Annotated in this window: 20 protein-coding genes; 2 read left to right on the top strand and 18 right to left on the bottom strand. The window is 67.0% G+C overall.

Features of this window, described 5'->3' with window-relative positions:
• Positions 1 to 349: 349 nt before the first annotated feature.
• Together QRO93_RS15110 and QRO93_RS15115 are read left to right on the top strand one after the other, a co-directional pair.
• The gene (locus QRO93_RS15110; protein WP_053449610.1) at positions 350 to 3,493 is read left to right on the top strand and encodes a TonB-dependent receptor; all 3,144 of its coding nucleotides are present in this window, start codon (positions 350 to 352) and stop codon (positions 3,491 to 3,493) included.
• Positions 3,494 to 3,678: 185 nt separating this feature from the next.
• Positions 3,679 to 3,873, top strand: coding sequence for a heavy-metal-associated domain-containing protein (locus QRO93_RS15115; RefSeq protein WP_053449609.1), 195 nt, complete (start codon positions 3,679 to 3,681; stop codon positions 3,871 to 3,873).
• Between the two features lie 79 nt (positions 3,874 to 3,952).
• On the opposite strand, the gene cueR is transcribed toward QRO93_RS15115, so the two are convergent.
• The 18 genes from cueR to QRO93_RS15205 all read right to left on the bottom strand — a co-directional run bounded on the left by cueR (position 3,953) and on the right by QRO93_RS15205 (position 23,401).
• The gene (gene cueR, locus QRO93_RS15120; RefSeq protein WP_180878128.1) at positions 3,953 to 4,408 is read right to left on the bottom strand and encodes a Cu(I)-responsive transcriptional regulator; all 456 of its coding nucleotides are present in this window, start codon (positions 4,406 to 4,408) and stop codon (positions 3,953 to 3,955) included.
• Between the two features lie 15 nt (positions 4,409 to 4,423).
• Positions 4,424 to 6,925, bottom strand: a complete 2,502-nt coding sequence (locus tag QRO93_RS15125; RefSeq protein ID WP_180878129.1) for a heavy metal translocating P-type ATPase — start codon at positions 6,923 to 6,925, stop codon at positions 4,424 to 4,426.
• Between the two features lie 151 nt (positions 6,926 to 7,076).
• Positions 7,077 to 10,034: a TonB-dependent siderophore receptor gene (locus tag QRO93_RS15130; protein WP_180878130.1), complete on the bottom strand. Its 2,958-nt coding sequence runs from the start codon at positions 10,032 to 10,034 to the stop codon at positions 7,077 to 7,079.
• Between the two features lie 302 nt (positions 10,035 to 10,336).
• Entirely contained in the window at positions 10,337 to 10,945 is a 609-nt protein-coding gene (locus QRO93_RS15135; protein WP_258010831.1) for a hypothetical protein, read from the bottom strand.
• A 147-nt stretch (positions 10,946 to 11,092) separates the two neighbouring features.
• Entirely contained in the window at positions 11,093 to 11,824 is a 732-nt protein-coding gene (locus QRO93_RS15140; RefSeq protein ID WP_180878131.1) for a copper homeostasis protein CutC, read from the bottom strand.
• Positions 11,821 to 12,819, bottom strand: a complete 999-nt coding sequence (locus QRO93_RS15145; protein ID WP_180878132.1) for a N(4)-(beta-N-acetylglucosaminyl)-L-asparaginase — start codon at positions 12,817 to 12,819, stop codon at positions 11,821 to 11,823. The genes QRO93_RS15140 and QRO93_RS15145 overlap by 4 nt, the downstream gene beginning before the upstream one ends.
• A 51-nt stretch (positions 12,820 to 12,870) precedes the next feature.
• Complete coding sequence (locus QRO93_RS15150; protein WP_180878133.1) at positions 12,871 to 13,893, bottom strand: glucokinase; 1,023 nt, start codon at positions 13,891 to 13,893, stop codon at positions 12,871 to 12,873.
• Positions 13,894 to 13,977: 84 nt separating this feature from the next.
• Positions 13,978 to 14,262 carry a hypothetical protein gene (locus tag QRO93_RS15155; protein WP_006436871.1) on the bottom strand — a complete coding sequence of 95 codons (285 nt, stop codon included), beginning with the start codon at positions 14,260 to 14,262 and terminating at the stop codon, positions 13,978 to 13,980.
• Between the two features lie 35 nt (positions 14,263 to 14,297).
• Positions 14,298 to 15,887, bottom strand: coding sequence for a calcineurin-like phosphoesterase family protein (locus QRO93_RS15160; RefSeq protein WP_180878134.1), 1,590 nt, complete (start codon positions 15,885 to 15,887; stop codon positions 14,298 to 14,300).
• 99 nt (positions 15,888 to 15,986) lie between these two features.
• Positions 15,987 to 16,607: a bifunctional phosphoribosyl-AMP cyclohydrolase/phosphoribosyl-ATP diphosphatase HisIE gene (gene hisIE, locus QRO93_RS15165; protein WP_180878135.1), complete on the bottom strand. Its 621-nt coding sequence runs from the start codon at positions 16,605 to 16,607 to the stop codon at positions 15,987 to 15,989.
• Positions 16,597 to 17,373 carry an imidazole glycerol phosphate synthase subunit HisF gene (gene hisF / locus QRO93_RS15170; RefSeq protein WP_180878136.1) on the bottom strand — a complete coding sequence of 259 codons (777 nt, stop codon included), beginning with the start codon at positions 17,371 to 17,373 and terminating at the stop codon, positions 16,597 to 16,599. Before hisF ends, hisIE begins: the two co-directional genes overlap by 11 nt.
• Positions 17,367 to 18,101, bottom strand: coding sequence for a 1-(5-phosphoribosyl)-5-[(5-phosphoribosylamino)methylideneamino]imidazole-4-carboxamide isomerase (hisA, locus tag QRO93_RS15175; RefSeq protein ID WP_164087079.1), 735 nt, complete (start codon positions 18,099 to 18,101; stop codon positions 17,367 to 17,369). The genes hisF and hisA overlap by 7 nt, the downstream gene beginning before the upstream one ends.
• On the bottom strand, positions 18,098 to 18,700 hold the full coding sequence (hisH, locus tag QRO93_RS15180) for an imidazole glycerol phosphate synthase subunit HisH (protein ID WP_008268504.1): 603 nt from the start codon (positions 18,698 to 18,700) through the stop codon (positions 18,098 to 18,100). Before hisH ends, hisA begins: the two co-directional genes overlap by 4 nt.
• Complete coding sequence (gene hisB / locus QRO93_RS15185) at positions 18,697 to 19,770, bottom strand: bifunctional histidinol-phosphatase/imidazoleglycerol-phosphate dehydratase HisB (protein ID WP_164087080.1); 1,074 nt, start codon at positions 19,768 to 19,770, stop codon at positions 18,697 to 18,699. Before hisB ends, hisH begins: the two co-directional genes overlap by 4 nt.
• Positions 19,767 to 20,858, bottom strand: a complete 1,092-nt coding sequence (gene hisC / locus QRO93_RS15190; RefSeq protein WP_180878137.1) for a histidinol-phosphate transaminase — start codon at positions 20,856 to 20,858, stop codon at positions 19,767 to 19,769. Before hisC ends, hisB begins: the two co-directional genes overlap by 4 nt.
• On the bottom strand, positions 20,855 to 22,150 hold the full coding sequence (hisD, locus tag QRO93_RS15195; RefSeq protein WP_180878138.1) for a histidinol dehydrogenase: 1,296 nt from the start codon (positions 22,148 to 22,150) through the stop codon (positions 20,855 to 20,857). Before hisD ends, hisC begins: the two co-directional genes overlap by 4 nt.
• Complete coding sequence (hisG, locus tag QRO93_RS15200) at positions 22,147 to 23,058, bottom strand: ATP phosphoribosyltransferase (protein WP_053512041.1); 912 nt, start codon at positions 23,056 to 23,058, stop codon at positions 22,147 to 22,149. The genes hisD and hisG overlap by 4 nt, the downstream gene beginning before the upstream one ends.
• Before the next feature lie 34 nt (positions 23,059 to 23,092).
• Complete coding sequence (locus tag QRO93_RS15205) at positions 23,093 to 23,401, bottom strand: YerC/YecD family TrpR-related protein (protein ID WP_180878139.1); 309 nt, start codon at positions 23,399 to 23,401, stop codon at positions 23,093 to 23,095.
• Positions 23,402 to 23,499 lie beyond the last annotated feature (98 nt).

Genomic DNA, 23,499 nt, shown 5'->3' on the forward strand with positions numbered 1-23,499 from the left:
CCTGGCTCATAGCAGGTGCAGGGCGCAGCCCTGCCGACCCACCCTCCCCTGCGCACGAAAACGTTTCCACTGTTTTCAGCAAACCGTCATCCCTTCGCCACGCCAGTACCATATTGCGCAGCAGCATGCGCCCGCGGGCGACCCATGCTAAAAAACGCCCGCCCATCGCTTAGATCGATCCAAGACGACATTGCGATGGCCGGGAGTTGGGGAAGCAGTCACAGGACGTACCAGGCCATGCGCACGGTGCTACTGCCACTGCATGGCGATAGCGACAATGTCACTTCAAATTAGATCGATTCAAGTTGTCCGTGCCACGTCACCGGATCAATCCAGGAGAGAGGGAGAGATGGGAATGAAGCATTCAACACGCACGCACGGCCAGGACGCATTGTCACTGGCCATCGCGCTGGCCCTGGCCGCCGCCGTCGTTCCGGCCGGCGCCGCCGCGCAGCAGGCCGCTTCCACCGGCTCGCAGGACGCCACCAATCTGGACAGCGTCCAGGTCACCGGCTACCGCTACGCCATCGAGAAGAGCCTCGAACAGAAACGCGACGCCAACGCCGTGGTCGAAGTGATCACCGCCGAGGACGTCGGCAAGTTCCCCGACAAGAACGTCGCCGACGCACTACAGCGCGTGCCCGGCGTGATCATCACCCGCAGCGGCGGTGAAGGTAAGAACGTCAGCGTGCGTGGCCTCGCCTCGGATCTGACCCTGACCCAGTTGAACGGCAACTACGTCGCCACCTCGGAAACCAACGACGAAGCATCGCGTTCGTTCAACTACACCCTGCTGCCCTCGAACATGCTGTCGGCGGCGGAGCTGTACAAGACCCCGGAAGCACGCATCGACGAAGGCGGCATCGGTGGTACCGTCATCCTGCGTACCCGCCGCCCGCTGGACATGAAGGCCAACTCGGGTTTTGCCTCGATGGAAGGCACCTCGTCCGACACCAGCAGCGGTGTCGACCCGCAGGCGTCGGCGATGTACTCCTGGCACAGCGAGGATGAGCGTTTCGGCCTGCTGATCGGTGCGACCAAGCAGGTCCGCACCAACCGCAGCATGGAAGTCAGCACTGAAGACTGGCAGTGGTACAGCGACCGTGTGGACGCCAACGGCGCCGTCATCCATGACTATGTCTGGAACGCTCCCGGCCGCACCCGCAATCCGGCCGTGGACGTCCATGGCAACGCGCTGCCGGACGCCTCGCAGTTCTGGGGCCGCTCGGGCATCTACAACCAGAACGGCGGCCATTACTCCGGCTTCTTCATGCCGACCTCGGTCAACTTCGCCGTGCGTGATGAGCGCCGCGAGCGTACCGGCGGGCAGCTGACGTTCCAGTTCAAGCCGCTCGACAATGTCACGATGACGGCCAACTACTTCCGGTTCGAGCTGCAGGGTGACTACACCCAGAACATGCTGAAGGTTCCGGAATGGAACCTGGCTCGCGTGGCCGGCGACGGCAACTGGGAAGGTGGCCGCATGCTCAACGGCTTCACCATGGACCCGAGTGGCACCATCGTGACCGGCGCTCAGTACCAGATGCAGCCGGGCCGCAACTACATCTGCAGCGAAGACCAGGCAAAGGCCGCCGGTCTGCCACCGGGTGGCTGGGGTCCGGATGACTGCACCATCCCCACCCCGCAGCTGACCGGCACCTACAGCAAGGAAAAGGCGCTGTCGCAGACCGCCGACCTGACCATCGATTGGGACATCAGCCCGCTGTGGAAGGCCAGCTTTGCCGGTGGCCGGACCTGGTCGGAAGGCGGCCCGTCGATGAACTTCCGCATGTCGGCCAAACCGCGCCGCCAGGTCGATGGCCAGTGGCAGGCAGGCAACACCGCCACCTCCTGGGACCTGGCCGGCACGCCGTCGGTGAACTTCTCGCCCGACCTGCAGCAACAGCTGATGGCCGGCATTGCCGAAGTGGACACCGGCTCCACCGACTCGTCGTGGAAGCGCACCGAGGTCAAGCAGAACCACTTCCAGGCCGATGTCACCAAGCTGTTCGAAGCCGGTTGGCTGGATTCAATCCAGTTCGGGGCCAAGTACAGCGACGGCAAGGTCCATCGCAACACTGGCAACACCTACTGGGTCTGCCAAGGCGCGGACCCGAGCGACTACAGCAAGCGCTACCAGGCCGGTTGTGATTCCACCGCGGGCATCGCACAGCCGGGCTTCTTCCTGTCGCAGCCGATGGGCAATATCGCCGGTGCGTTCAATGCCAATGTGTTCCCGGGCATCAACTACCCGGCCTACATCGATTATCTGAACAACCGCTACGGCGGCGTGCAGAACCGCACCGAGGACGACTTCGTCTACGACGTGCAGGAAAAAGTGTACTCGGGCTACTTCCAGGCGAACTTCCGCACCGAGCGCCTGCGCGGCAACATCGGCGTGCGCGTCGCACGGACCAAGCAGCATGCCGCCTCCAGCGATTCGGTCGAGCGCTTCAACGACTATTTCGCTGACAACGCGGCCGGTTCGCCGCTGGCGTGCACCGATCCCTCAGCGGCCGCGCTGCTCGGCTCGAACGCTGGCTATGGTTGCGAAAGCGGCTTCGTGCGCCTGCCCGACAGCATGGCCCGGGTGAAGACCTACGAGCTGGCATCCCTGGACAAGACCTATACCGACTTCCTGCCGAGCTTCAACATCGCCTGGGACATCACCGATTCGCTGGTGCTGCGCGGTGCAGCGTCGAAGGTCATCGCCCGCCCCAGCTACACCAACATCGCCTATCCGGGCGGCCTGAGCTACTACTCGGATGAGTACAGCAATGATCGTCGCGTTGCTGGCGGCGCCGTCAACCCGGGCTGGTATGGTTCGGGCAGCAACAAGGAACTGGAACCGTTCAAGGCGACCCAGTACGACCTGAGCCTGGAGTGGTACTTCAAGCCCGGCGCCGTGGCCGGTATCGGCGTGTTCCGCAAGGACGTCAAGAACTTCACCGTGCCGGTGGTGCGCGACCAGCAGATGAACGTCGGCGGCCAGAGCGTAACCGTGCAGAAGTACGAGACCCAGGCCAACGGCCGCGATGGCGTGTCGCAGGGCGTGGAAATCTACGGCCAGTACACCCTCGACTTCGGCCTCGGCTTCCAGGCCAACTACACCTACAACGACACCAACCTGGCGTCGGTGGAGATCAACGGCGAACAGATCGGTTCTTCACCGCTGGTAGGCAGTGCCAAGAACCAGGCCAACTTCACCATGTTCTACGAGAACGAGAAGTTCCTGGCGCGTGCCTCGTACAACCGCCGTGGCGTGGTGGTCGGTGGCCTCAACAATGGCTTCAGCTCGTACTCCGAGCCGTACGACCAGCTGGATCTGAATGCCGCGTACAACATCCGCGAGGATCTGGCGCTGACCGCGTCGGTACTCAACGTCACCAAGTCCGAGCAGCGTGTGCATCTGGGCAACGATACCAAGGCCCGCCTGCTGTCGAACACCTACTCCGGCCGCCAGTACTACGTCGGCCTGACCTGGAAGTTCTAAGCCAACACCGGGTTGCCCGGGGCCCGCTCCGGCGCAATCCACACCCCGCTCCGGCGGGGACGTTCCTCCACGGCAGCCGCGCTGGTACAGGTGGCTGCCGTTTTTACTTCAGCCCAGCGCTTGACCCTGCCATCGTTGGAAGGTGCACACTGGCTCCACACCCAAGAGCACCGAAGGAGCTACAGATGGAATTCCATGTCGACGGCATGACCTGCGGCGGCTGCGCACGCAGCGTGACCCGCGCCATCCAGCAGATCGATCCGAATGCCAGCGTGGTCGCCGATCCGCCGACCGGCCTGGTCAAGGTGCAGACCACCGCATCGCAGGAGCAGGTCTTCGCCGCAGTGAACGATGCCGGTTTCCCGCCGCGTACTCCCTGACCTGCCGCCCTGCCCCGCAACACCAGGCCCGCCGGGTGCAACTGCACCCGGCGGGCTTTTTCATGCATGAGGTGTGGGTTCAATGCTTGTGCGCGCGCCGCCGCATCGCGCCGGTCTTCGCTGCATCGACCGGCACCGGCAACTCATCGCCGTCACCCAGCCGCTGCAGGATCGGGCACTCCGGGCGCTCGTCACCCGCGCAGCAGCTGATCAGCGACTTCAGCGTGTCGGCCATCTGCCGCATGCTTTCGATGCGCTGTTCCAGGTCGGCAATGTGCTGCTCGGCCAGACGCTTGACGTCGGCGCTGTGCCGCGAGGTGTCGTTCCACAGACCCAGCAGGTCAGTGATTTCGGCCACCTGGAAGCCGAGATCGCGGGCGCGGCGGATGAAACGCAGGCGGTGGATGTCCGCCTGCGAGTACGCGCGATAGCCCGACTCGGTACGATCGGCCGCAGGAATCAGGCCGATCTGCTCGTAGTAGCGGATCATCTTCGCCGAAACACTGGAGGCCTTGGCAGCTTCACCGATGTTCATGCGGCTCTCTCCTTTTCAATGGCTCGCGGCGGGAGCGTCCGCCATCGGCGGTTGGAAGCGGCGCAGGCGCAGCGCGTTGCCCAGCACGAACACGCTGGACAAGGCCATGGCACCGGCCGCGAACACCGGCGACAGCAGCACGCCCCAGACCGGGTACAGCACACCTGCCGCGACCGGGATCAGCGCGGTGTTGTAGGCGAAGGCCCAGAACAGGTTCTGCCGGATGTTGCCCAGCGTTGCCTTCGACAGCGCAATGGCATTCGGCACGCCCTGCAGGTTGCCCGACATCAGCACCACATCGGCCGACTCCACCGCGATGTCGGTGCCGGTACCGATCGCCAGGCCGACATCGGCCTCGGCCAGCGCCGGTGCATCGTTGATGCCGTCGCCGACGAAGGCGACGTGCCCATGCGTGGCCTTGAGCCGGCGCACCGCTTCGACCTTGCCTTCCGGCAGCACCTCGGCCACCACCTCATCAATGCCCAGCTGGCGTGCGATGGCCTGCGCGGTACCGGCATTGTCGCCGGTGATCATCGCCACCTTCAGGCCCAGCTGGTGCAGCGCCGCGATTGCGGCCGGCGTGCTCGGCTTGATCGGGTCGGATACCGCGATGATCGCGGCCAGGCGGCCGTCGACAGCGGCAAACAGCGGCGACTTGCCCTGCGTGCCGAGGTCCGCCGCCAGCGTCGAGAACGCGGTGATGTCCACGCCAAGATCGCGCATGAAGCGATCAGCACCGACCTCGACCCGGGCGCCATCGACACGGGCGCGCACGCCCATGCCGGTGACCGATTCGAAGTCGAGCAGGGTCGACAGCGCAATGCCCTGCCCGGTCGCCGCATCAACAATGGCACGGGCAATCGGGTGCTCCGAGCGTGACTCCACTGCCGCCACCGCTGCCAGCACCGTGCTGCGATCGAAACCGTCGGCGATCTCGAGATCGGTCAATCGCGGACGCCCTTCGGTCAGCGTACCGGTCTTGTCCACCGCAACCACCTGCGCATCCTTCAGCAACTGCAGCGCTTCACCCTTGCGGAACAGCACACCCATCTCGGCGCCACGACCGGTACCGACCATGATCGATGTCGGCGTGGCCAGCCCCATCGCACAGGGGCAGGCGATGATCAGTACCGCTACGGCATTGACCAGCGCGAAGCTCAGCGCCGGCGACGGGCCGAAGATCAACCAGACCCCAAAGGTCGCCAGTGCGGCCAGCATCACCGCCGGCACGAACCACAGCGTGACCTTGTCGACCACCGCCTGGATCGGCAGCTTCGAGCCCTGCGCCTGCTCGACCATGCGGATGATCTGCGCCAGCATGGTCTGCGCGCCTACCGCCGTGGCCCGCACGGTCAGCGCCCCCTTCTGGTTGACGGTGCCGCCGACCACGCTGCTGCCCGGCTGCTTCTCTACCGGAATCGGCTCGCCGCTGATCATCGACTCGTCGATATAGCTGCGGCCCTCGACCACCTCGCCATCGACCGGCACGCGCTCGCCCGGACGTACCTCCACCACATCGCCGCTCAGCAGCTCGTTGACCGGGATCTCGATCGTGCGACCGTCACGGATCACATGCGCGACCTTGGCCTGCAGGTTGACCAGGCGCTTGATCGCCTCGGACGTGCGGCCCTTGGCGCGCGCCTCAAGGAAGCGGCCGAGCAGGATCAGCGCGACGATCACCGCCGCGGCTTCGTAGTAGACGTTCACCGTGCCCGCCGGCAACAGCCTCGGCGCGAAGGTCGCCACCACCGAGTAGCCGAATGCGGCAGCGGTGCCCACCGCCACCAGTGAGTTCATGTCCGGCGCAAGCCGCAGCAGTGCCGGGAAACCCTTCTGGTAGAAACGGCGGCCGGGAATGGCCAGCACCAGCAGGGTCAGTACGAACTGCAGGTACCAGCTGGCCTGCATGCCGAGGGTGGCCATCACCCAGCCGTGCATGCCGGGAATCAGGTGCGAGCCCATTTCCAGCACGAACACCGGCAGCGCCAGCGCGGCGGCTACGATCAGGTCGCGCTTCAGTTGCGCGCGCTCGGCGTCCTTCTTTTCCGTCGCTTCGTCATCCGCTTGAACCCCAGCCTCGATGGCATGGGCGGCATAGCCGACCCTGTCGATGGCCGCCACCAGCGCGCCCACGTCGGCCACGCCACGCACCGTGGCGCGCTCGGTGGCCAGGTTCACGCTGGCTTCGCTGACGCCGGGCACCGCCCGCAGCGCGCGCTCGACACGACCGACGCAGGACGCGCAGGTCATGCCCTCCACCGCCAGCTCAAGGGTCGCAGCGGGTACGTCGTAGCCCGCCCGCTCCACCGCCTGGATCAGCGCTGCGCGATCGACCAGACCGGACGCACGGATATCCGCACGTTCGGTGGCCAGGTTGACCGAGACGCTGCCCACGCCCTCGACCTTGGACAGCGCCGCTTCGACCCGGCCCACGCAGCTGGCGCAGGTCATGCCCTCGATGGGCAGGCTGATGGTGGGCAGGCTGGCGGGGGCTGCGGTGGCGCGGGGTGTACTCATGATCGGATTCCCATGGATTCCTTCTGGATGCGGACAGGCTAAACCTTGCCATCGTGGGAAGGTCAAATCCAGCCTGTCCGCATTTCCTGAATGGGCATCCAGGTGTCCATATCCACGCATGGCGTGGATCTACCGCCGGAGGTGGGTCTCGTCAGAAGGTGAACACATACTCCAGTGCGAACTCGCGGCCGACCGCGCCGAGCAGGCGGGTCGGGGCGAAGTCGTAGTCCAGCTTGTACGGGTCCTTGTGGTTCCAGCTGGCCGAGTTGAACGCGTTGTTGACGTAGACATTGACCTTGGCGCGTTCGGTCACCTGATAGCCCACGTTGAAGTTCCAGGTAATGAACGGCCCGACCCGGCCGTAGTAGCGCGAGGTCTGCTGGCCTGCGTTCGGGTTCGGATTGGGCGAACCGTCCGGTCGCGTCGCCGGCTCCAGGCAGTTCAGCGACGGGCTGTCACTGGGCACGTAACCATCGGCGAACGGCAGGCAGCCGCCGGGGTTGTCCAGGCGGTCGGTACCCCAGTGGTAGCGCACGCCCGGCACCGAACCGATGCGGTCGGCATAGACATTGGCGTTCCAGTTGCCACGCTGCCAGGCCAGGCTTGCGCGCAGCTTGCTGCGCAGGTCGCGGTCGCGGCGTTCCGGGTTCGGGTCGGCGGCGTAGCGCTGTTCCTTGGTCGAGATCTGGTTGGTGTAGTTCACGCCCAGCTGGAAGCTGCCCCACTGCGCGGTCTCCAGGCGGTAGCGCGCGGTCAGGTCGATGCCGCGTACCTCGCGGCTGGCCAGGTTGAACGGGCCACGCTCGATCGACACCAGGCGTCCGTTGCTGTCACGGTTCACGCGCGCCAGGATGCCCGCGCAGTACTCGCCGCCGGCCGGATTGGCCCACGGCGTGCCGTCCATGTTCTTGCCGGTCAGGCAGCCGGCCTCACTGGCCAGCACTTCGTCGGCACCGACGTCGACGATCATGTCTTCCAGCTTGATCGCCCAGTAGTCGGCGCTGACCGACAGGTTCGGCATCACGTCCCAGACGAAGCCGACCGTCCACGAATCACCGGTTTCCGAGCGCAGCAGCGGCGTGCCGCGCCGGTTCACATCGAACGTGTACCAGACGTCGGTGTTGCCCACGCCGCAGTTGTTGACCAGGTAAGCACCGCTCTGGATGCAGCGCAGGCGGTCATAGGTCTGCACTTCGGAACTGCTCGGCTGGCCCAGCAGGTAGTGCATGTCCGGCGCGTGGAAACTGGTGGCATACGAGCCTCGCACCAGCAGCGATTCGACCGGGCGCCATTCCAGCCCGACGTTCCAGGTGGTTTCCTTCTGGCTGCCGATGTTCAGGGACTCGGCGCTGTCGTCGGCCTTGTAGCTGCCATAGCGGTCATAGCGCGCCGCCGCGGTGGCGATCACGCTGTCCAGCAGCGGGATCTTGAACTCGATGCCGGCCGAGTAGCGCGTGCGCTCGCCGCCACCGCGGTCGACGTTCTGCAGGTCGAAGTCGATGCCGGCGCGTGGATCAGGACTGAGGTGGTACCCCTGCTGCGCCACTTCGGCCACGGCGGCGAACGAAATCGGGCCGGCCCAGCCCTGGACCAGTTCACCGGTGATGTCCGCCGAGGCCTGGTTGACCCACGAGCTGGCGCGATTCTTCGCCACGGTCCCCATCTGCCAGTACTGATCCGGCGTCAGCGGATTCCACCAGCGCGATTCGTTCAACGCATAGATCGCTTCACCCCCGGCGGTGGTGCCCAGACGTGGGCCGAGGAAGTAGTCGTAGGACTTCTGCTTGTCCACCACGTTCTGCCGTTCTTCCACGCGGTAGTACGAGCGCCCCACCGTCGCACTCCAGTCGAAGCGGTCGGCGAGGCGCCCACGCAGGCCGGCGCTCCAGTCCCAGGACAGTTCGCGGTTGGTATTGCGCAGCGTATCCAGGCCACCCACTTCGTTCGGGGTGAACTGGCGCACGCCGAGGATCGGGCGATTGCGGTTGGCATCCCAGTAGTAGCCGTTGTCATCGTCGATCAGCGACACGCCGGGCGGATTGGTGCCCCAGATCGCCTCGGAGCGATACACCGCCAGGTTGGTCCAGGCCTGCAGGTCATTGCTGAAATCGAAGGTGGCATACAAATTGCCGGATACATTCTCGGCGCCGCCCGTGAGCAGCCAGTTGGCGTAGTCGGCGCTCATACCGCACAGGCGGCCGGTGTTGGTGATGGTGTTGGCGGCGTAGTTGTAGACCAGGCGATCGGCGGTGTAGTACTCGCCGTTGAACTTCTCGCAGGTGCCTGCCGGCGGCGCCAGGCGCTGGCCGGTGGTGGGATCGATCAGCGCCAGGCCGGCGGTGGGTCGGAAGCCGACCTTGCGCTGTTCCATGTTCCAGGAGGGATACGGCGCGTCGTCGGCATCGTCCATCTGCGGGCGATCGCGGCCGAACAACGGATCGCGCTTGGTGTACTGCAGCGCGTAGGTCACGCTCCAGGTGTCGCCGGTCTTGCCGCCGGCCCAGGACAGGTCCCAGGTATCGCGGCCGCCTTCAGTGGAAGTACCGCCGCGCACGCGTACTTCGTCGCCGTCATAGTTGGTTTTCAGGATGACGTTGACCACGCCGGCGATCGCGTCCGAGCCATAGATGGCCGAGGCACCGCCCGTCAGCACCTCGATGCGCTCTACCGCCGCAGCCGGGATGTTGCCGTAGTTGGAGAAGTTGGTTTCACCGCCATAGGGCAGCGGGTAGTCGGCCACGCGACGGCCGTTGACCAGCAGCAGCGAGCGGTTCGGGCCCATCCCGCGCAGGTTCAGGCCGCTGGCATTGGGCGTATGCGAGCCCCACTGCGACGCCGCTTCGACGGTACCGGTTGCTTCGGTGAGGGTCTTCAGCGCGTCGTACACGCTGACAAAGCCCTCCTTCTGGATCTGCGCGGCGGTGATCACGTTGACCGGTGCCGGGCCTTCGACGCTGGCGCGCTTGATGCGCGAGCCGGTAACGGTGACCGCATCGAGATCCTTGGTGGACGAACTGGAACTTTCCTGCGCGCTGGCCGCCAGGGGCAACAGGGCCAGGACCAGAGCCTGGGACAGCAGGTGACGGCGCTTGCGGACGGACTGAGCCATGGGTGGTTGCTCTTCGAAGGTGTGGACGCACGGACGGGTGGTGGCGCGGCACTACGGCTGATCCGGGCGCCTGGATCGGTCCAGGACCGATGCGGCACGGCACCCTCCCCTGTGGATCGATCCAAACTAAAGCACAGCTGAACCACATCCGGCATGCGGCGACGCAGCAACAGGCCGCGGATTGCCACTACCGGCCGCCGTTGGCCATGACAATCAAATAGTTGTCAGACAATGCTGAGAGAACGGCCCACGGATCGATGACACGATCGCGACAACCGCGCGCGGAACGGTTTTGTCCGCCCTCAGCGGCTTCCCTCGCCCGATTGAGCCGGGACAATACGGCCATTGCGAAGCACATAGCGGCTTGAGGCCTTTCCGTCGGGCCCGCCAGCCCACCACGTGATGGTGAACCCGTTGTTCTGCCAGACCACGGAGGAAAAGTCGGACTCACTGCCGGGTCGCCCTGAATTCTGGCTATCCAGAGACAACGCCTCAAGGCAACTACTGATCAGTATCCTGCCCCGCTCGACAGGCGTGGGCGGGATCAATTCGTAGACGAAGAGTTGGATCTCGCGCCCCGCGCCACAAGGGCCCATCGGGTTGTCGGCGTTTGAATCGAATACCTGGTAAACCGCTCGAAAGCGCCGGTTTCCAATCGAATGTATGCGCGTGTCGACGAACGCACCTTTCGCAGCGGGAGTCAGCGTCACCCCGCCCTGGACAGCGTCGATGCGGCTTCCCTCGGGACCGGCCGCCCTCCAGATCAATACGGGTGACTGCCCCTCTTCCGCAGCTGTTGCGGCGGCGGGCAGCAAACACAGAACCAGCAAGAGCAGTCGAGGCATGCAGAAGGAGAATCGTTGCCACCAGGAGTTGGGCCCACTGTCGGCACTCCCGAGCAGATCGTCCATCCCAAAGTACGGATGCCCCTGCATTCCGCTGTTTGGCGGACGGCCTGGCCATCCGCACGCGTCAATGGCGTCACTTTTCGGCAACGCGTGCGTATCCGGGTGGGGTCAGAGCCCTGCTGCGAAGGGATCCGACCCCGGGGCTTGCGATCAGCCGTCCAGCGCTTGCCGTAGTGCCGCCACGGTCGCGGTGGCGGTCTGGCTCCAGTCCGGGTCCAGGCCGCGCAGCGCCGGATTATGGAACTGCATGGCCGAGCGTCGCAGGCCCTTGGCTGAAGCATGCAGTTCGGTACAGCCGCTGCGTCGCGCGACGCCCGCGATGTTGCCCGGGGCCAGCCCCGCGCCGGCCATCACCGTGATACGGCCAGCGGCCTGCGTGACCAGGCCCGCCAGCACCTCGGCACCGGCTTCGGCGCTGACCTGGCCACCTGAGGTCAGCACCCGCTGGCAGCCCAGCCCGATCACCTGTTCCAGCGCCGCCGGCAGATCACGGGCGGCGTCGAAGGCACGGTGGAAGGTCACCTGCAACGGCCCGGCAGCCTGCACCAGTTCACGGCACAGCGCCAGATCGATGCCACCCTGCACGTCCAGCGCACCGATCACCACACCATCGCAGCCGAGCGCACGGCACTGCGCGATGTCACGCAGCATCAGTTCGGTTTCCAGCGCGTCGTAATGGAAGTCGCCCGGGCGTGGCCGCACCAGCACGAACAATGGAATCGACAGGCGTTCGCGGGCAATCGCGATGCTGGCGAACGACGGCGTGGTGCCGCCCTCGGCCAGGTTGTCGAACAGCTCGATGCGGTCTGCGCCGCCGGCCTGGGCGGCCAACGCCGAAGCCAGCGAGTTGCTGGCGATCTCCAGGCTCAGCCGCGTGCTCATGCCTGGGTACTCGTGTAGATCGATGGCGAATCGCGCAGGTCATCCTGGCGCTGCGCATCGCACACCGCGTAGACGAAGCCGCGGTGCAGTGCATAGGCACCCACCTCGCCCTGCTTGTTCATCGCCAGGAAGCAGACCTGCAGCGTTCTGCTCGCTTCGGGGCGCCTGCGCACCACGCGGTCGATGGCTTCGCGGCAGGCCTGCGCCGGCGAGCGCCCCTGCCGCATCAGCTCGACCACCAGGAAAGAAGCGGCGTTGCGGATCATTTCCTCGCCCACGCCCGACGCGGTGGCGGCGCCGACCTCGTTGTCGACGTACAGGCCGGCACCGATGATCGGGCTGTCGCCGACCCGGCCGTGCAGCTTCCAGGCCATGCCACTGGTGGTGCAGGCACCGGCCAGGTGGCCCTTGGCATCCAGCGCGAGCATGCCGATGGTGTCGTGGTTATCGCTGTTGCCGGGGATGCCCCGCCGCTCGGCATTGATCTGTGGCTGGTACTTCTCGGTCTTCAGCCATTCGCGCCAGGCGGCTTCGGCCTGCGGCGTCAGCAGATGTCTGCGCTCGAAACCCTGCTGCACCGCGAACTGCTGCGCGCCGTCGCCCACCAGCAGCACGTGCGGGCTGTTCTCCATCACTTTGCGCGCCACCGACACCGGATGCAGGATGTCCACCAGCGCGGCCACCGCACCGCAGCGGCCATCACCGTCCATGATGCTGGCGTCCAGGCTCAGCACGCCGTCGCGATCCGGATTGCCGCAATGGCCGACGGTGGGGTTGCACAGCTCGCTCTCGGCCCAGCGTGCGCCCGCCTCAACGGCATCCAGCGCGCTGCCCCCCTGGGCCAGCACTTTCCATGCGGCCTGGTTGGCCGGCACGCCGAAGTCCCAGGTGGAAACCACCTTGGCCCCACCCTGCGTACGCGCCTGCACGCCCGGCAATGCCGCCATGCCTGCGGCCAGCGCACCGGCCTGCAGGAACTGCCTGCGATCCACCATATTCCCCTCCCAGTCTGCAATGCACGACCAGCCCGATGCCGGCCCTGCCGATCAGTCGTGCGTGGGCTGCCGTGCGGCGTGCCAGACCGCTGCACCGAGCACGCCCAGCTGGCCGTGCTCCACGCGCCATACCGGCACCTGGCGCAGCACCTCGCTCAGCACGCCCTTGTTGAGGAAGCGCGCGCGGAAGCGGCCATCGGCCAGGAAATCCTGCACATGCGCGGAAATGCCACCGGCCAGGTACACCGAGCGCGCGCCGACGGCGATCGCCGCGTCGCCGGCCAGGCTGCCCAACCAGGCACAGAACACCTGCAGGGTCTCCACCGCCAACGCATCCTCGCCACTGCGGGCGGCGCCGATCAGCGCCTCGGTGCTGGTCCACACCGGAGTGGCGCCGCGCAGTTCGCACAGGCACGGATACAGGTTCATCAGGCCACTGCCGGACAACACGCGTTCGTTGTCCACGTGCGGCCAGCGCTGCAGCAGTTTGCCCAGCACCTGCAGCTCCAGCGCGTTGCCCGCGCCGAGCGCGGCATGGCCGATCTCGCTGGCCAGCACCGGGCGTTCGCCATCGGCAAAGCGCAGCGCGGCACCGAGTCCGGTGCCGGCGCCCAGTACCAGTGCCGGGAACGCCTGCGCCGGATCGGCGTCGCCGTTCAGCGGCACCAGGGTTTCCGGCTGCAGGTAGGGAATGGCCAGCGCCACGGCTTCGAAATCATTGATCAACTGCAGTTCGTGCAGCCCGGACTGCACGCGGGTGGCCGACAGCGACACCGTCCACGGCAGGTTGGAGTTGATCAGCACATCGCCATCGAGCAGGCCGGCAATGGCCACCACTGCGGTCTTCACCGGCTGGCCAACGCCCGAAGTGAAATCAGCCAGGATCGCAGCCAGGCTTGGATACTCGGCGCAGGCATAGGTGCGATGGCTGCCCAGGCGCGGCGGCTGCCCGGCCAGCGTCTCTGCCAGTGCCAGACGGGCAAAGGTGCCGCCGACATCGGCGACAACCAGGCTGCGCGGAAGACCGCCGCGGGCGGAGTCGGTGGAAACCGGGGACGCTGCTGCGATGGTCACGCGGGCCTGCTTGGATCGATTGAATCGCCCCGATTCTCAGGCATCGGGGCGGCTTTGCCTAGCGCGCCGACGGTTCAGGTTGGCCTACATGCCTTCCTGCTCGGCCACCTGCACACCATCCACCAGCACGCGCAGGCGCTGCGGGCGGAAACCGGCGAACAGCAGCGGCCGGGTACGTTCGACCAGCACTTCATGGCCGGCGATGTGGCGCAGCCACGACTGTACCAGCGAGAACGAGAAATGCGTGCCCGGGTGCCACGGATGCTGCACCCAGACCTTCTCCGTGGCGCTCTGCAGCAGCATCGCGCCGGTGAACCAATGGCGGCTGAGGGTGACCGGCGTAGTGCCGGCCATGAAACGGATATCCATGCGGGTTCCTTTCGCTGGAGCGGCACTGCCGCGGGTCAGGGCTGGGCAGTCTGCAGGCTGTAGCTGGTGGTGGCGGTGAACACCGCACCGTCGGGCTGGGTGGAACGCACCTCGACCTTGTGGCTGCCCACGGCCAGGTCGGTCGGCAGCGCGCCACGCCACAGGTGCGGCGACGCGGTGGCCTCCGGCGAGCGGTCATAGCCACGCAGCGTGACGGCCAGGTCGTCGGCAACGTTCTCCACCATCAGCCGCGGATCGGGCTGGCTGACCTGTTTCATCGGCTGCCAGGCGCCACCATCGACGCGGTACTCGACCACGCTGGCATCCTCGCCCATGTAGACGTTGGCGTAGATGCCCCACGCCGGGTAGGCGCCCTGCCGCAATACCTTCGGTGCATGCAGGCCGATCTGCTCGCTGGCCGGCTTGCCGGCCACGCGGTACTGCAGGCGATAGCTGCCGTTGCCAGCGACGTCGAGCAGCGCGTAGCCCTTCGGCGTGCCATCGCTCATGGTGCTGTCCGGTACCCCGGCGGCATTCTTCACCCCCGACCAGAACGCACCGCAATTGGCACCGACGTTGTATTCGTGCAGCGGCTTGTCGCCGTTCCAGCCCTCGGCCCTGCCGTGGTAGACGTGTTGCTGGGTGTGGCTGTGGCCGCTCAGCACCAGCACGTTGCGGAAGTCCTTGAGCAGGTCGAACAGGCGCTGGCGGTCGGCGTGACGGAACGTCTCGCGCCCCGGCGCAGCGTCGAATAGCGGGATGTGCATGCCCAGCACCAGTAGGCGGTCCTTGTGCAGGCCCTTCAGGTAGCTGGCAAGGAACGTGAACTGGTCTTCGCGCAGGCCGCCGACGTACTTCGGCTTGGCCTTGGGGTCATACACCACGTCGTCGAGGAACACGAAACTGGCGCCGCCCTCTTCCACCGCATAGGTGTCCGGGCCATAGACGTTGCGCCAGCTGTCCAGCGAATGCGCGTCGCTGGCCGCATCGAAGTCGAGATCGTGGTTGCCCGGCACATGGAACCACGGCACGCCCAGCGACGTGGTGACCTTGTTGATCGCCGGGTACAGGGCCAGGTCGTCGTTGACGATGTCGCCCAGCGTGGTGCCCATGCGCGCCTTGGTCTGGCCGACCAGCGGCGCCACGATCGACTGCTGGTAGTAGCCGATGTCCTTCAGGCTGGCAGTCTGCGAATCGGTGAACACCAGCATCTGGAAGCCACGGCGGCTGTCATGGCGGTCCGCCTGCAGGGCGAAATCCCAGTTGCGGGTGACGTCACTGGTGGCGGCGATGCCGCCGTACTTCAGCGCCGGCGAACCGTTCGGGCGATAGTGCCGCCAGAACGACGGCAGGCCGTCGGCCGCCTTCGGGAAGGCGTAGGCATCGGGCTTGATCACGAACACGGTCTGGCCATCGCGCACCGGCAGGCTGTAGCTGCCGTCGGCGGCGGTCTTGACGATGGTCTCGCCGTTGGAGACCTGCACCCCGGCCAGGCCCGGATCGGTCGCGCCCCGGCCCGGCTTGCCGTCGCGCTCCAGATAGACCTTGCCGCTGACCACGGTATCCGCGGCCCAGGCCGGCGAAGTCAGCAACAGGCAGCACAGCCAGGCGGCAGGCAGTTTCATGGGACGGTCCGGGAAAGAAGAAGACCCCCTATTGTAGAGCCGAGCCATGCTCGGCTGCATTGCAGAGGTGGGTGCGGACCGTTGGTCCGCACGCCTTCCTCAACGATGGCGCTTTTCCAGCACCGCCCGCGCATCGTCCAGCGACAGCCCGCGCGCGCGCAGCAGTACCAGCAGGTGATACAGCAGATCCGAGGCCTCGCCCAACAACGCCTCATCATCCTGCGCCACCGCCGCCAGTGCGGTTTCCACGCCCTCCTCGCCCACCTTCTGTGCGATACGGCGGATGCCGCCCTCGAACAGGCTGGTCGTGTAGCTGCCCGGCGGGCGCTGCGCCTCGCGCATCGCCACCAGCTGGCCCAGCCCGCCCAGGAAGTCCTTCGGCGCCTGGTCGAAACAGCTTTCGGCACCGGTATGGCAGGTCGGTCCCGCCGGACGTGCCATCACCAGCAGCGTATCGGCGTCGCAGTCGACACGGATCGACTGCACCACCAGCACGTTGCCGGACTGCTCGCCCTTGGTCCACAAGCGCTGCTTGCTGCGGCTGAAAAAGGTCATGTGACCGATCGCCAGCGTGGCCGCCAGCGATTCGGCGCTCACATAGCCCAGCATCAGTACCTGCAGGGTATCGGCATCCTGCACCACCGCCGGCAGCAGGCCCTCGCCCTTGCGCCAGTCCAGCGCCTGCAAGGCGTCCGTTGACGGCCTTACTTCAATAGACATCCCGCACCTCGATCTGCTGTCCGCGCAGGTAGCGCTTCAATTCCGGAATGGCGATGGCGCCGCTGTGGAACACACTGGCAGCCAAAGCGCCGTCGACGTCGGCCTGGTCGAAGGCCTCGGCGAAATGCTCCATCGCACCGGCACCCCCGGAGGCGATCAGCGGCACCTGGCACAGGGCCCGTGCCTGCTGCAGCTGCGCGATATCGTAGCCACGGCGCACGCCATCGCTGTCCATGCAGTTCAGCACGATTTCGCCGGCCCCTCGCTGCTGCGCCTCCACGATCCAGTCCAGGGTGCGCACCGGCACCGCCTGGGTCTTGTCCGGGTCGCCGCTGAAACGGCGCACCCGCCACTGGCCGTCAGCTTCGCGTACCGAGTCGACACCAACCACTACGCACTGCACGCCGAACTCGTCCGCCAGCTCGGTGATCAGCTGCGGTCGGCCCAGCGCCGGCGAGTTGATCGACACCTTGTCGGCGCCGGCAAACAGCACGAGGCGCGCGGTTTCCACGCTGTCGATGCCACCGGCCACGCAGAACGGGATGTCGATCAGGCGCGCGATGCGCTCGATCCAGGCCACGTCCACCGAACGCGCCTCGGGACTGGCGCCGATGTCATAGAACACCAGCTCGTCGGCGCCCTGGTCGCGGTAGCGCTGCGCCAGCTCGGCGATGTCGCCCATGTCGACGTGGTCGCGGAAGCGCACGCCCTTGACCACGCGCCCATCGCGCACATCCAGGCAGGGAATGATGCGGCGGCTCAACATGCCAGCGCCTCCGCCAGGTTCATGCGCTGCTCCAGCAAGGCCTTGCCGAGGATGGCGCCGCCGCAGCCGGCATCACGCGCCTCGCCGACATCGGCTACGTCACGGATGCCGCCTGACGCCTGCACGGCCACGCCCGGCAATAGCGCCGAGAGGTGCGCGTACAGACCGATGTTCGGCCCGGCCAGCATGCCGTCGCGGGCGATATCGGTGCACAGCAGGTGGCGCATGCCGGCACGCGCGTAGCGCAGGGCCAGGTCATCCAGGGTCACCCCCGCGTTCTCGGTCCAGCCGTGCACCGGCAGCTGCCACTGGCCCTGTGCATCCTGCCGCGCGTCCAGCGCAATGGTGATGCGTTCGGCGCCGAACTCATCGAGCCATCCGACCACCTCATCGGGGCGGCGCACCGCCAGCGAACCGACCACCACGCGACCGGCGCCGGCATCAAGAATGCGTGCCACGTCGTCGCGGCCACGCACGCCACCGCCGGTCTGCACCTGCAGCGTCGTCTGCGCGCGGATCGCCGCCAGCAACGCTGCCAGGGTGTAGCCACCGGCACGCGCCGCATCCAGGTCAACCAGGTGCATCCACTGCGCGCCCTGCGCGGCGAAGGCCTGCGCGCGCGGCAATGGATCATCGCCATACGAGGTCTCCTGCGCGTAGTCGCCCTGGCGCAGCCGCACCACGCGGCCATCACGGATGTCCAGCGCTGGGTAGACGATGAAGCTCATGCAGCAGTGCCCTCGAGGAAGTTGCGCAGCATCAGTGAACCGGTTTCGCCCGAGCGCTCGGGATGGAACTGCGCGCCGTAATAGCGCCCCTGCTCCACCACGGCCGTGAACAGGCCCCCGTGGTCGCAGGCGGCGACGGTGTGGGTGTTGAGTGGCGCGGCATAGCTGTGCACGAAGTAGGCGCTGGCGCGCTCCGGTACGCCCTGCAGCAGCAGCGATTCGCGCAGCGGCAGCAGGCGGTTCCAGCCCATGTGCGGCACGCGGATGCCGCAGGCTGGCACCAGCTTGCGCACTACCCCGGGAATCAGCCCCAGTGTCTCCACGCCCGCTTCCTCGGAACGCTCGAACAGCAGCTGCATGCCCAGGCAGATGCCCATCAGCGGCACCTCCAGTCGCTGCAACGGCTCCACCAGCCCCTGCGCATGCAGGCGCTGCATGCCCGGGCCTGCGGCACCCACGCCCGGCAGAATCACCCGCTGCGCGCCGACCAGGCCGTCCGCATCACGCACCAGCCGTACCGTCGCCCCCAGGCGCTCGAGCGCATAGCGCACCGAGCCCAGGTTGGCGCCGCCGGCATCGATCAGCGCGACGTCGCTCACAACGCCCCCTTGGTGCTCGGCAACGCCGTACCCTGGCGGGCCAGTGCCGGGCGCAACGCGCGCGCCAGGGCCTTGAAGCAGGCCTCCACTTTGTGGTGATCGTTGTCGCCGCGCACCTGCAGGTTGAGGTTCAGGCCACTGGCATCGCACAGCGAGCGGAAGAAATGCGGTACCAGCTCGGTTGGCATGTCGCCCACCCGCTCGCGCTTGAATTCGCCCTCGAACACGAAGTACGGGCGTCCGCTGAAATCCAGCGCGGCGCTGGCCAGCGTTTCATCCATCGGCAGAGTGAAGCCGTAGCGGCCAATGCCGCGTTTGTCGCCCAGTGCTTCGCGCAGCGCCTGCCCCAGGGCAAGACCCGTGTCTTCGATGGTGTGGTGCTCGTCGATGTGCAGGTCGCCCTCGGCCTGGATGTCCAGCGCGAAGCCACCGTGCTTTCCGATCTGTTCGAGCATGTGGTCGAAGAACGGCAGGCCCGTGGAGATGCGCGCATCGCCGACTCGATCCAGGTCCAGCTCAACGCGGATCCTCGTTTCTTTCGTATTGCGCTGGACCACTGCGGTACGCGGTGCGTCGGCCAGGGCGTGGGCGATGCCCGGCCAGTCCCACTCACCACCAAATTGTTCGGTGCGCAGCTGGAAGCCACGGATGTTCAGGTTGTCGGCGAACTGCAGGTCGGTGATGCGATCGCCGACCATGCCCGAACGCGCCCAATCGATGCTGCGGTCCTGCAGGTAAGCCGTCATCAGGCCGATGCCCGGCTTGCGGGTCGGCGCATTGTCCTGCGGCCAGCTGCAGTCGATCAGGACGTCACGGAAGGTGATGCCCTGGCTTTCGAAGATCTGCAGCATCAGGTCGTTGGGACCCTCGAAGCTGGCACGCGGATAGCTCTCGCTGCCCAGGCCATCCTGGTTGGTGACGATCACGAACTGGTAGCCGGCGTCGCGCAGCTTCAGCAGCGCCGGAATCACCTGCGGCACGAAGCGCAGCTTCTCGTAGGCGTCGATCTGGAAGTCGGCCGGCTCCTCGATGAGGGTGCCGTCGCGGTCGATGAACAGGATCGGGGTCATGCCGCGGCCCTCCGCGCCGACAGGGCCGCAAGCACGCGGTCATTGTCTTCGGGGCTGCCGATGCTGATGCGCAGCGCGTCGCCCAGCTGCGGCGCGGCGCGCTGGTCACGCACCACCACCCCGGCTTCCAGCAATGTGTCGAATGCGGCCTGCGCGTCGGCGAAGCGGACCAGCAGGTAGTTGCCGGCCGAGCGGTAAACGCGGCGCACGCCGGGTAGACCTGGCAAGGCGGCAAACAGGCGCTTACGCTCACCGATGACCGTGGCCACGCGCTCGGCGGTGCGCGCCAGAGCAGCCGGTTGCAGGGCCTGCACGGCCAGTTCCGCACATGGGGTCGGCACCGGGTACGGCGCCTGGCAACGGCGCAGCACGGCGATCAGATCCGGTGCGGCAATGAGGGCTCCGACGCGCGCCGCAGCCAGTGCATGCGCCTTGGACAACGTGCGCAGCACCGCCAGGTTGGCATGCGCGGCCAACAGCGTAGTCGCAGATACACGCTGCGCGTACTCGACGTAGGCCTCGTCCACGACCACCAGCGCTTGCCCACGGAGTGCAGTCGCCACGCGCTCGATCTCGTCCAGGCTCATATCGCTGCCAGCCGGGTTGGAGGGCGCACACAGGAAGACCAGCCTGGCGCTCTGCTCCCGTGCCGTGCGGATGACCGCATCGAGATCGGCGCGCAGGCCGTCCTCGCCATCGACCAGCGGCACGTCGATCAGCGGCGCACCCTGCAGCCGCGCGCAGACGGCATACATGCCGAACACCGGCGAGGTCACCAGCACGCCATCGCGACCCGGCACGCACAGGGCGCGCACCAGCAGATCGATGGCTTCGTCACTGCCACGGCCGACCAGCAGCTGCTGCGGCGTCACGCCGTACAGCGCTGCCAGGCCCTCACGCAGCGCCAACGGCTGCGGTTCCGGATAGCGCCGGCTGCTGCCTGCGGCATCGGCCGGATTGGCCCAGGCCGATTCGTTGGCGTTCAACCAGACCTCACCCTGCACCGCCGCGCTGCGCGCCGAGCTGTAGCCGGCGAAGGCCTGCAGATCCGGGCGCACCAGCGCCAGCACATCGTCAATGGCGCTCATGCCGCCACCTCCATGCGCAGCGCCACCGCACGCTCATGCGCATCCAGTCCTTCGGCACGGGCGATGATGCGCGCGCAGCCACCAATCGCTGCCAGGCCGTCGGCGCTGGCACTCTGCACGCTGATCAGGTTCTGGAAGCTGGCCACGCTGACACCACTGTAGGCACGCGCGGCACCGGCGGTAGGCAGCACGTGGTTGGTACCACTGCAGTAGTCGCCCAGTGCTTCCGGGGTGTAGTCGCCGAGGAACACCGAGCCGGCGGCCTGCACCTGGCCCAGCCAGTCGCGCGGTTCGCGCAGGGCCAGGATCAGGTGCTCGGGCGCATAGCGGTTGCTGATCGCAAAGGCCTCGTCCAACGTCTCGACCTGGATCAGCCGCGACGCCGACAATGCCTGGCGCGCGATCTGCTGCCGCGGCAGCAATGCCACCTGGCGCTCTACTTCCGCCTCAACCGCGGCCAGCATCGCCGCGTCGTCGGTCAGCAGCAGCACCTGCGAATCCGGGCCGTGCTCGGCCTGCGACAACAGATCGGCAGCGACGAACGCTGGGGTGGCGCCGGCATCGGCAATCACCAGCACTTCCGACGGGCCCGCCGGCATGTCGATGGCGGCGGCGCCGCCCTGCGCGACCTGCTGCTTGGCTTCGGTGACGAAGCTGTTACCCGGCCCGAACAGCTTGTCGCAGGCCGGGATGGTGGCGGTGCCATAGGCCATCGCGGCGATCGCCTGCGCGCCGCCGAGCTTGAACACGCGCTGCACGCCGGTCAGGCGGGCGGCTACCAGCACCGCCGGATCGGCGCTGCCATCGGCACGCGGCGGCGTGCACAGCACCACCTGCGGGCACCCGGCCAGCTGTGCCGGCACGCCCAGCATCAGTGCCGTGGACGGCAGCGGCGCGCTGCCCGCCGGCACATACAGGCCGACGCGGCCGATCGGCCGCAGCATGCGTTCACAGACCACGCCCGGCGCGGTTTCAACTGCATAGCCTTTACCCATGCCGGCGGCGTGGAAGCGCGCGATGCGCTCGGCGGCGTCCACCATCGCCTGGCGCAGTTCGGCGGGCACGGCGGCTTCAGCAGCGGTGAATTCGGCTTCGGAAACTTCAAACGAGGCCAGCTCGACACCGTCGAAGCGCGCGGTGATCGCACGCAGCGCATCGTCGCCCTGTGCGCGCACCTGCGCGATCAGCGCGGCCACGGCATCGCGGGTCTGCTGCGCCACGGTCTGCACCGGGCGGGTCAATGCCGCGCTGCGGGCGGGCTCATCAAGTCGGGACCAGATCAGACGGTTCATGCCAGCGACCGCTCCACGCTCAACACCATCAGGCCCTGCGCACCGGCGCGCTCGAGTTCTTCCATGCGCTGCCAGCTCAACGGGCCCGGGCACATGGTCTGCAGGCGCAGCGCGCCGCCATCGGCCGGCAGCCGCACCAATGGTTCGGCATCAGCCAGCAGCTGTGCCAGCGCATCGACGCGATCCTCGCTGGCGCGGAACATCAGCAGCTTGCGGTCCTGGCGCTGCACCACGCCATCGAGGCGGCGCAGCAGCATCGCGCGCAGCGAGGCGCGCGCATCGTCCGGCTCGCGCACCGCACCGGCCAGCACCGCTTCGCTGTCGAGCAGGTTGTGCACCGGGGTCAACTGGTTGGCGCGCAGCGTGGCGCCGCTGGACACCAGATCGCAGATCAGGTCGGCGGTGCCCAGGCGCGGAGCGATTTCCACCGAACCGGACAGCTCGACCACCTGTGCGTCCACGCCCTGCTCGGCCAGCCACTGCGTGAGGATGGCCGGATAGCTGGTGGCGATGCGGGTACCGGCCAGCTGCGCCGGACCCTGCCACTGCCATTCCTCGGGCACCGCCAGCATCAGCCGGCACTGGCCAAAGCCCAGCCCGCGCAGCGCCTGGTAGGCGTCGGGCAGGCCGATCTGGCGGCGTGCCGCGGCCTGTTCGTCCAGCTCGTTGCGACCGACGATGCCGAGGTCGCAGACGCCGTCGGCGATCAGGCCGGGGATGTCGTCGTCGCGCACCAGCAGCAGGTCCACCGGCAGCGATTCGCCGTAGCAGAACAGCTTGTCACGGCTCTCGCGCCAGCTCAGGCCGCAGGCGCTGAGCAGGTTGCGGGCGGGTTCGGCCAGCCGGCCACTCTTCTGGATGGCGATACGCAACCGGTCTCGTGCCGGCGCTGCCTGGGTTGCACTCATGGGGGAGGTCTCGAAGGTCGGAACGGGGCGCGGATCAGCGCGAAGCAAGGCGGTCAATGGCGGCGGCATAGCCTCGATGCCCATGTTCGAGCGTGCGCGCCACCCGTCCGGTGGTGGTCACGCTGACGCCGGTGCGCTCGTGGATCTCGCGGTACGGCACGCCCTGCTGCAGTAGGGGCACCACCTTCCAGCGGTCGGCCATGGCTTCCAGCTCGGCCGGCGTGCACAGGTCGCGCAGGAAGGCCTCGACCTGTTCTGGCTCGCGCAGCGCGGCAAAGGCCTTGGCCAGGGCCTGCAGGTCGGCCTTCGGGTCTTTGGCGGCAATCTCGGGGCGGGCTTTCACGGGGTCGTTTCCATGCATCAATGTAATAGCGCGTTAGTACATTAACGCATTCTTGCGCAGTGCGTCAAATCGTGGATTGGGGGCATGGCAGGGCTGCC

It is taken from the genome of Stenotrophomonas maltophilia group sp. Smal17 (assembly GCF_030237045.1).
Lineage (GTDB): Bacteria > Pseudomonadota > Gammaproteobacteria > Xanthomonadales > Xanthomonadaceae > Stenotrophomonas > Stenotrophomonas forensis.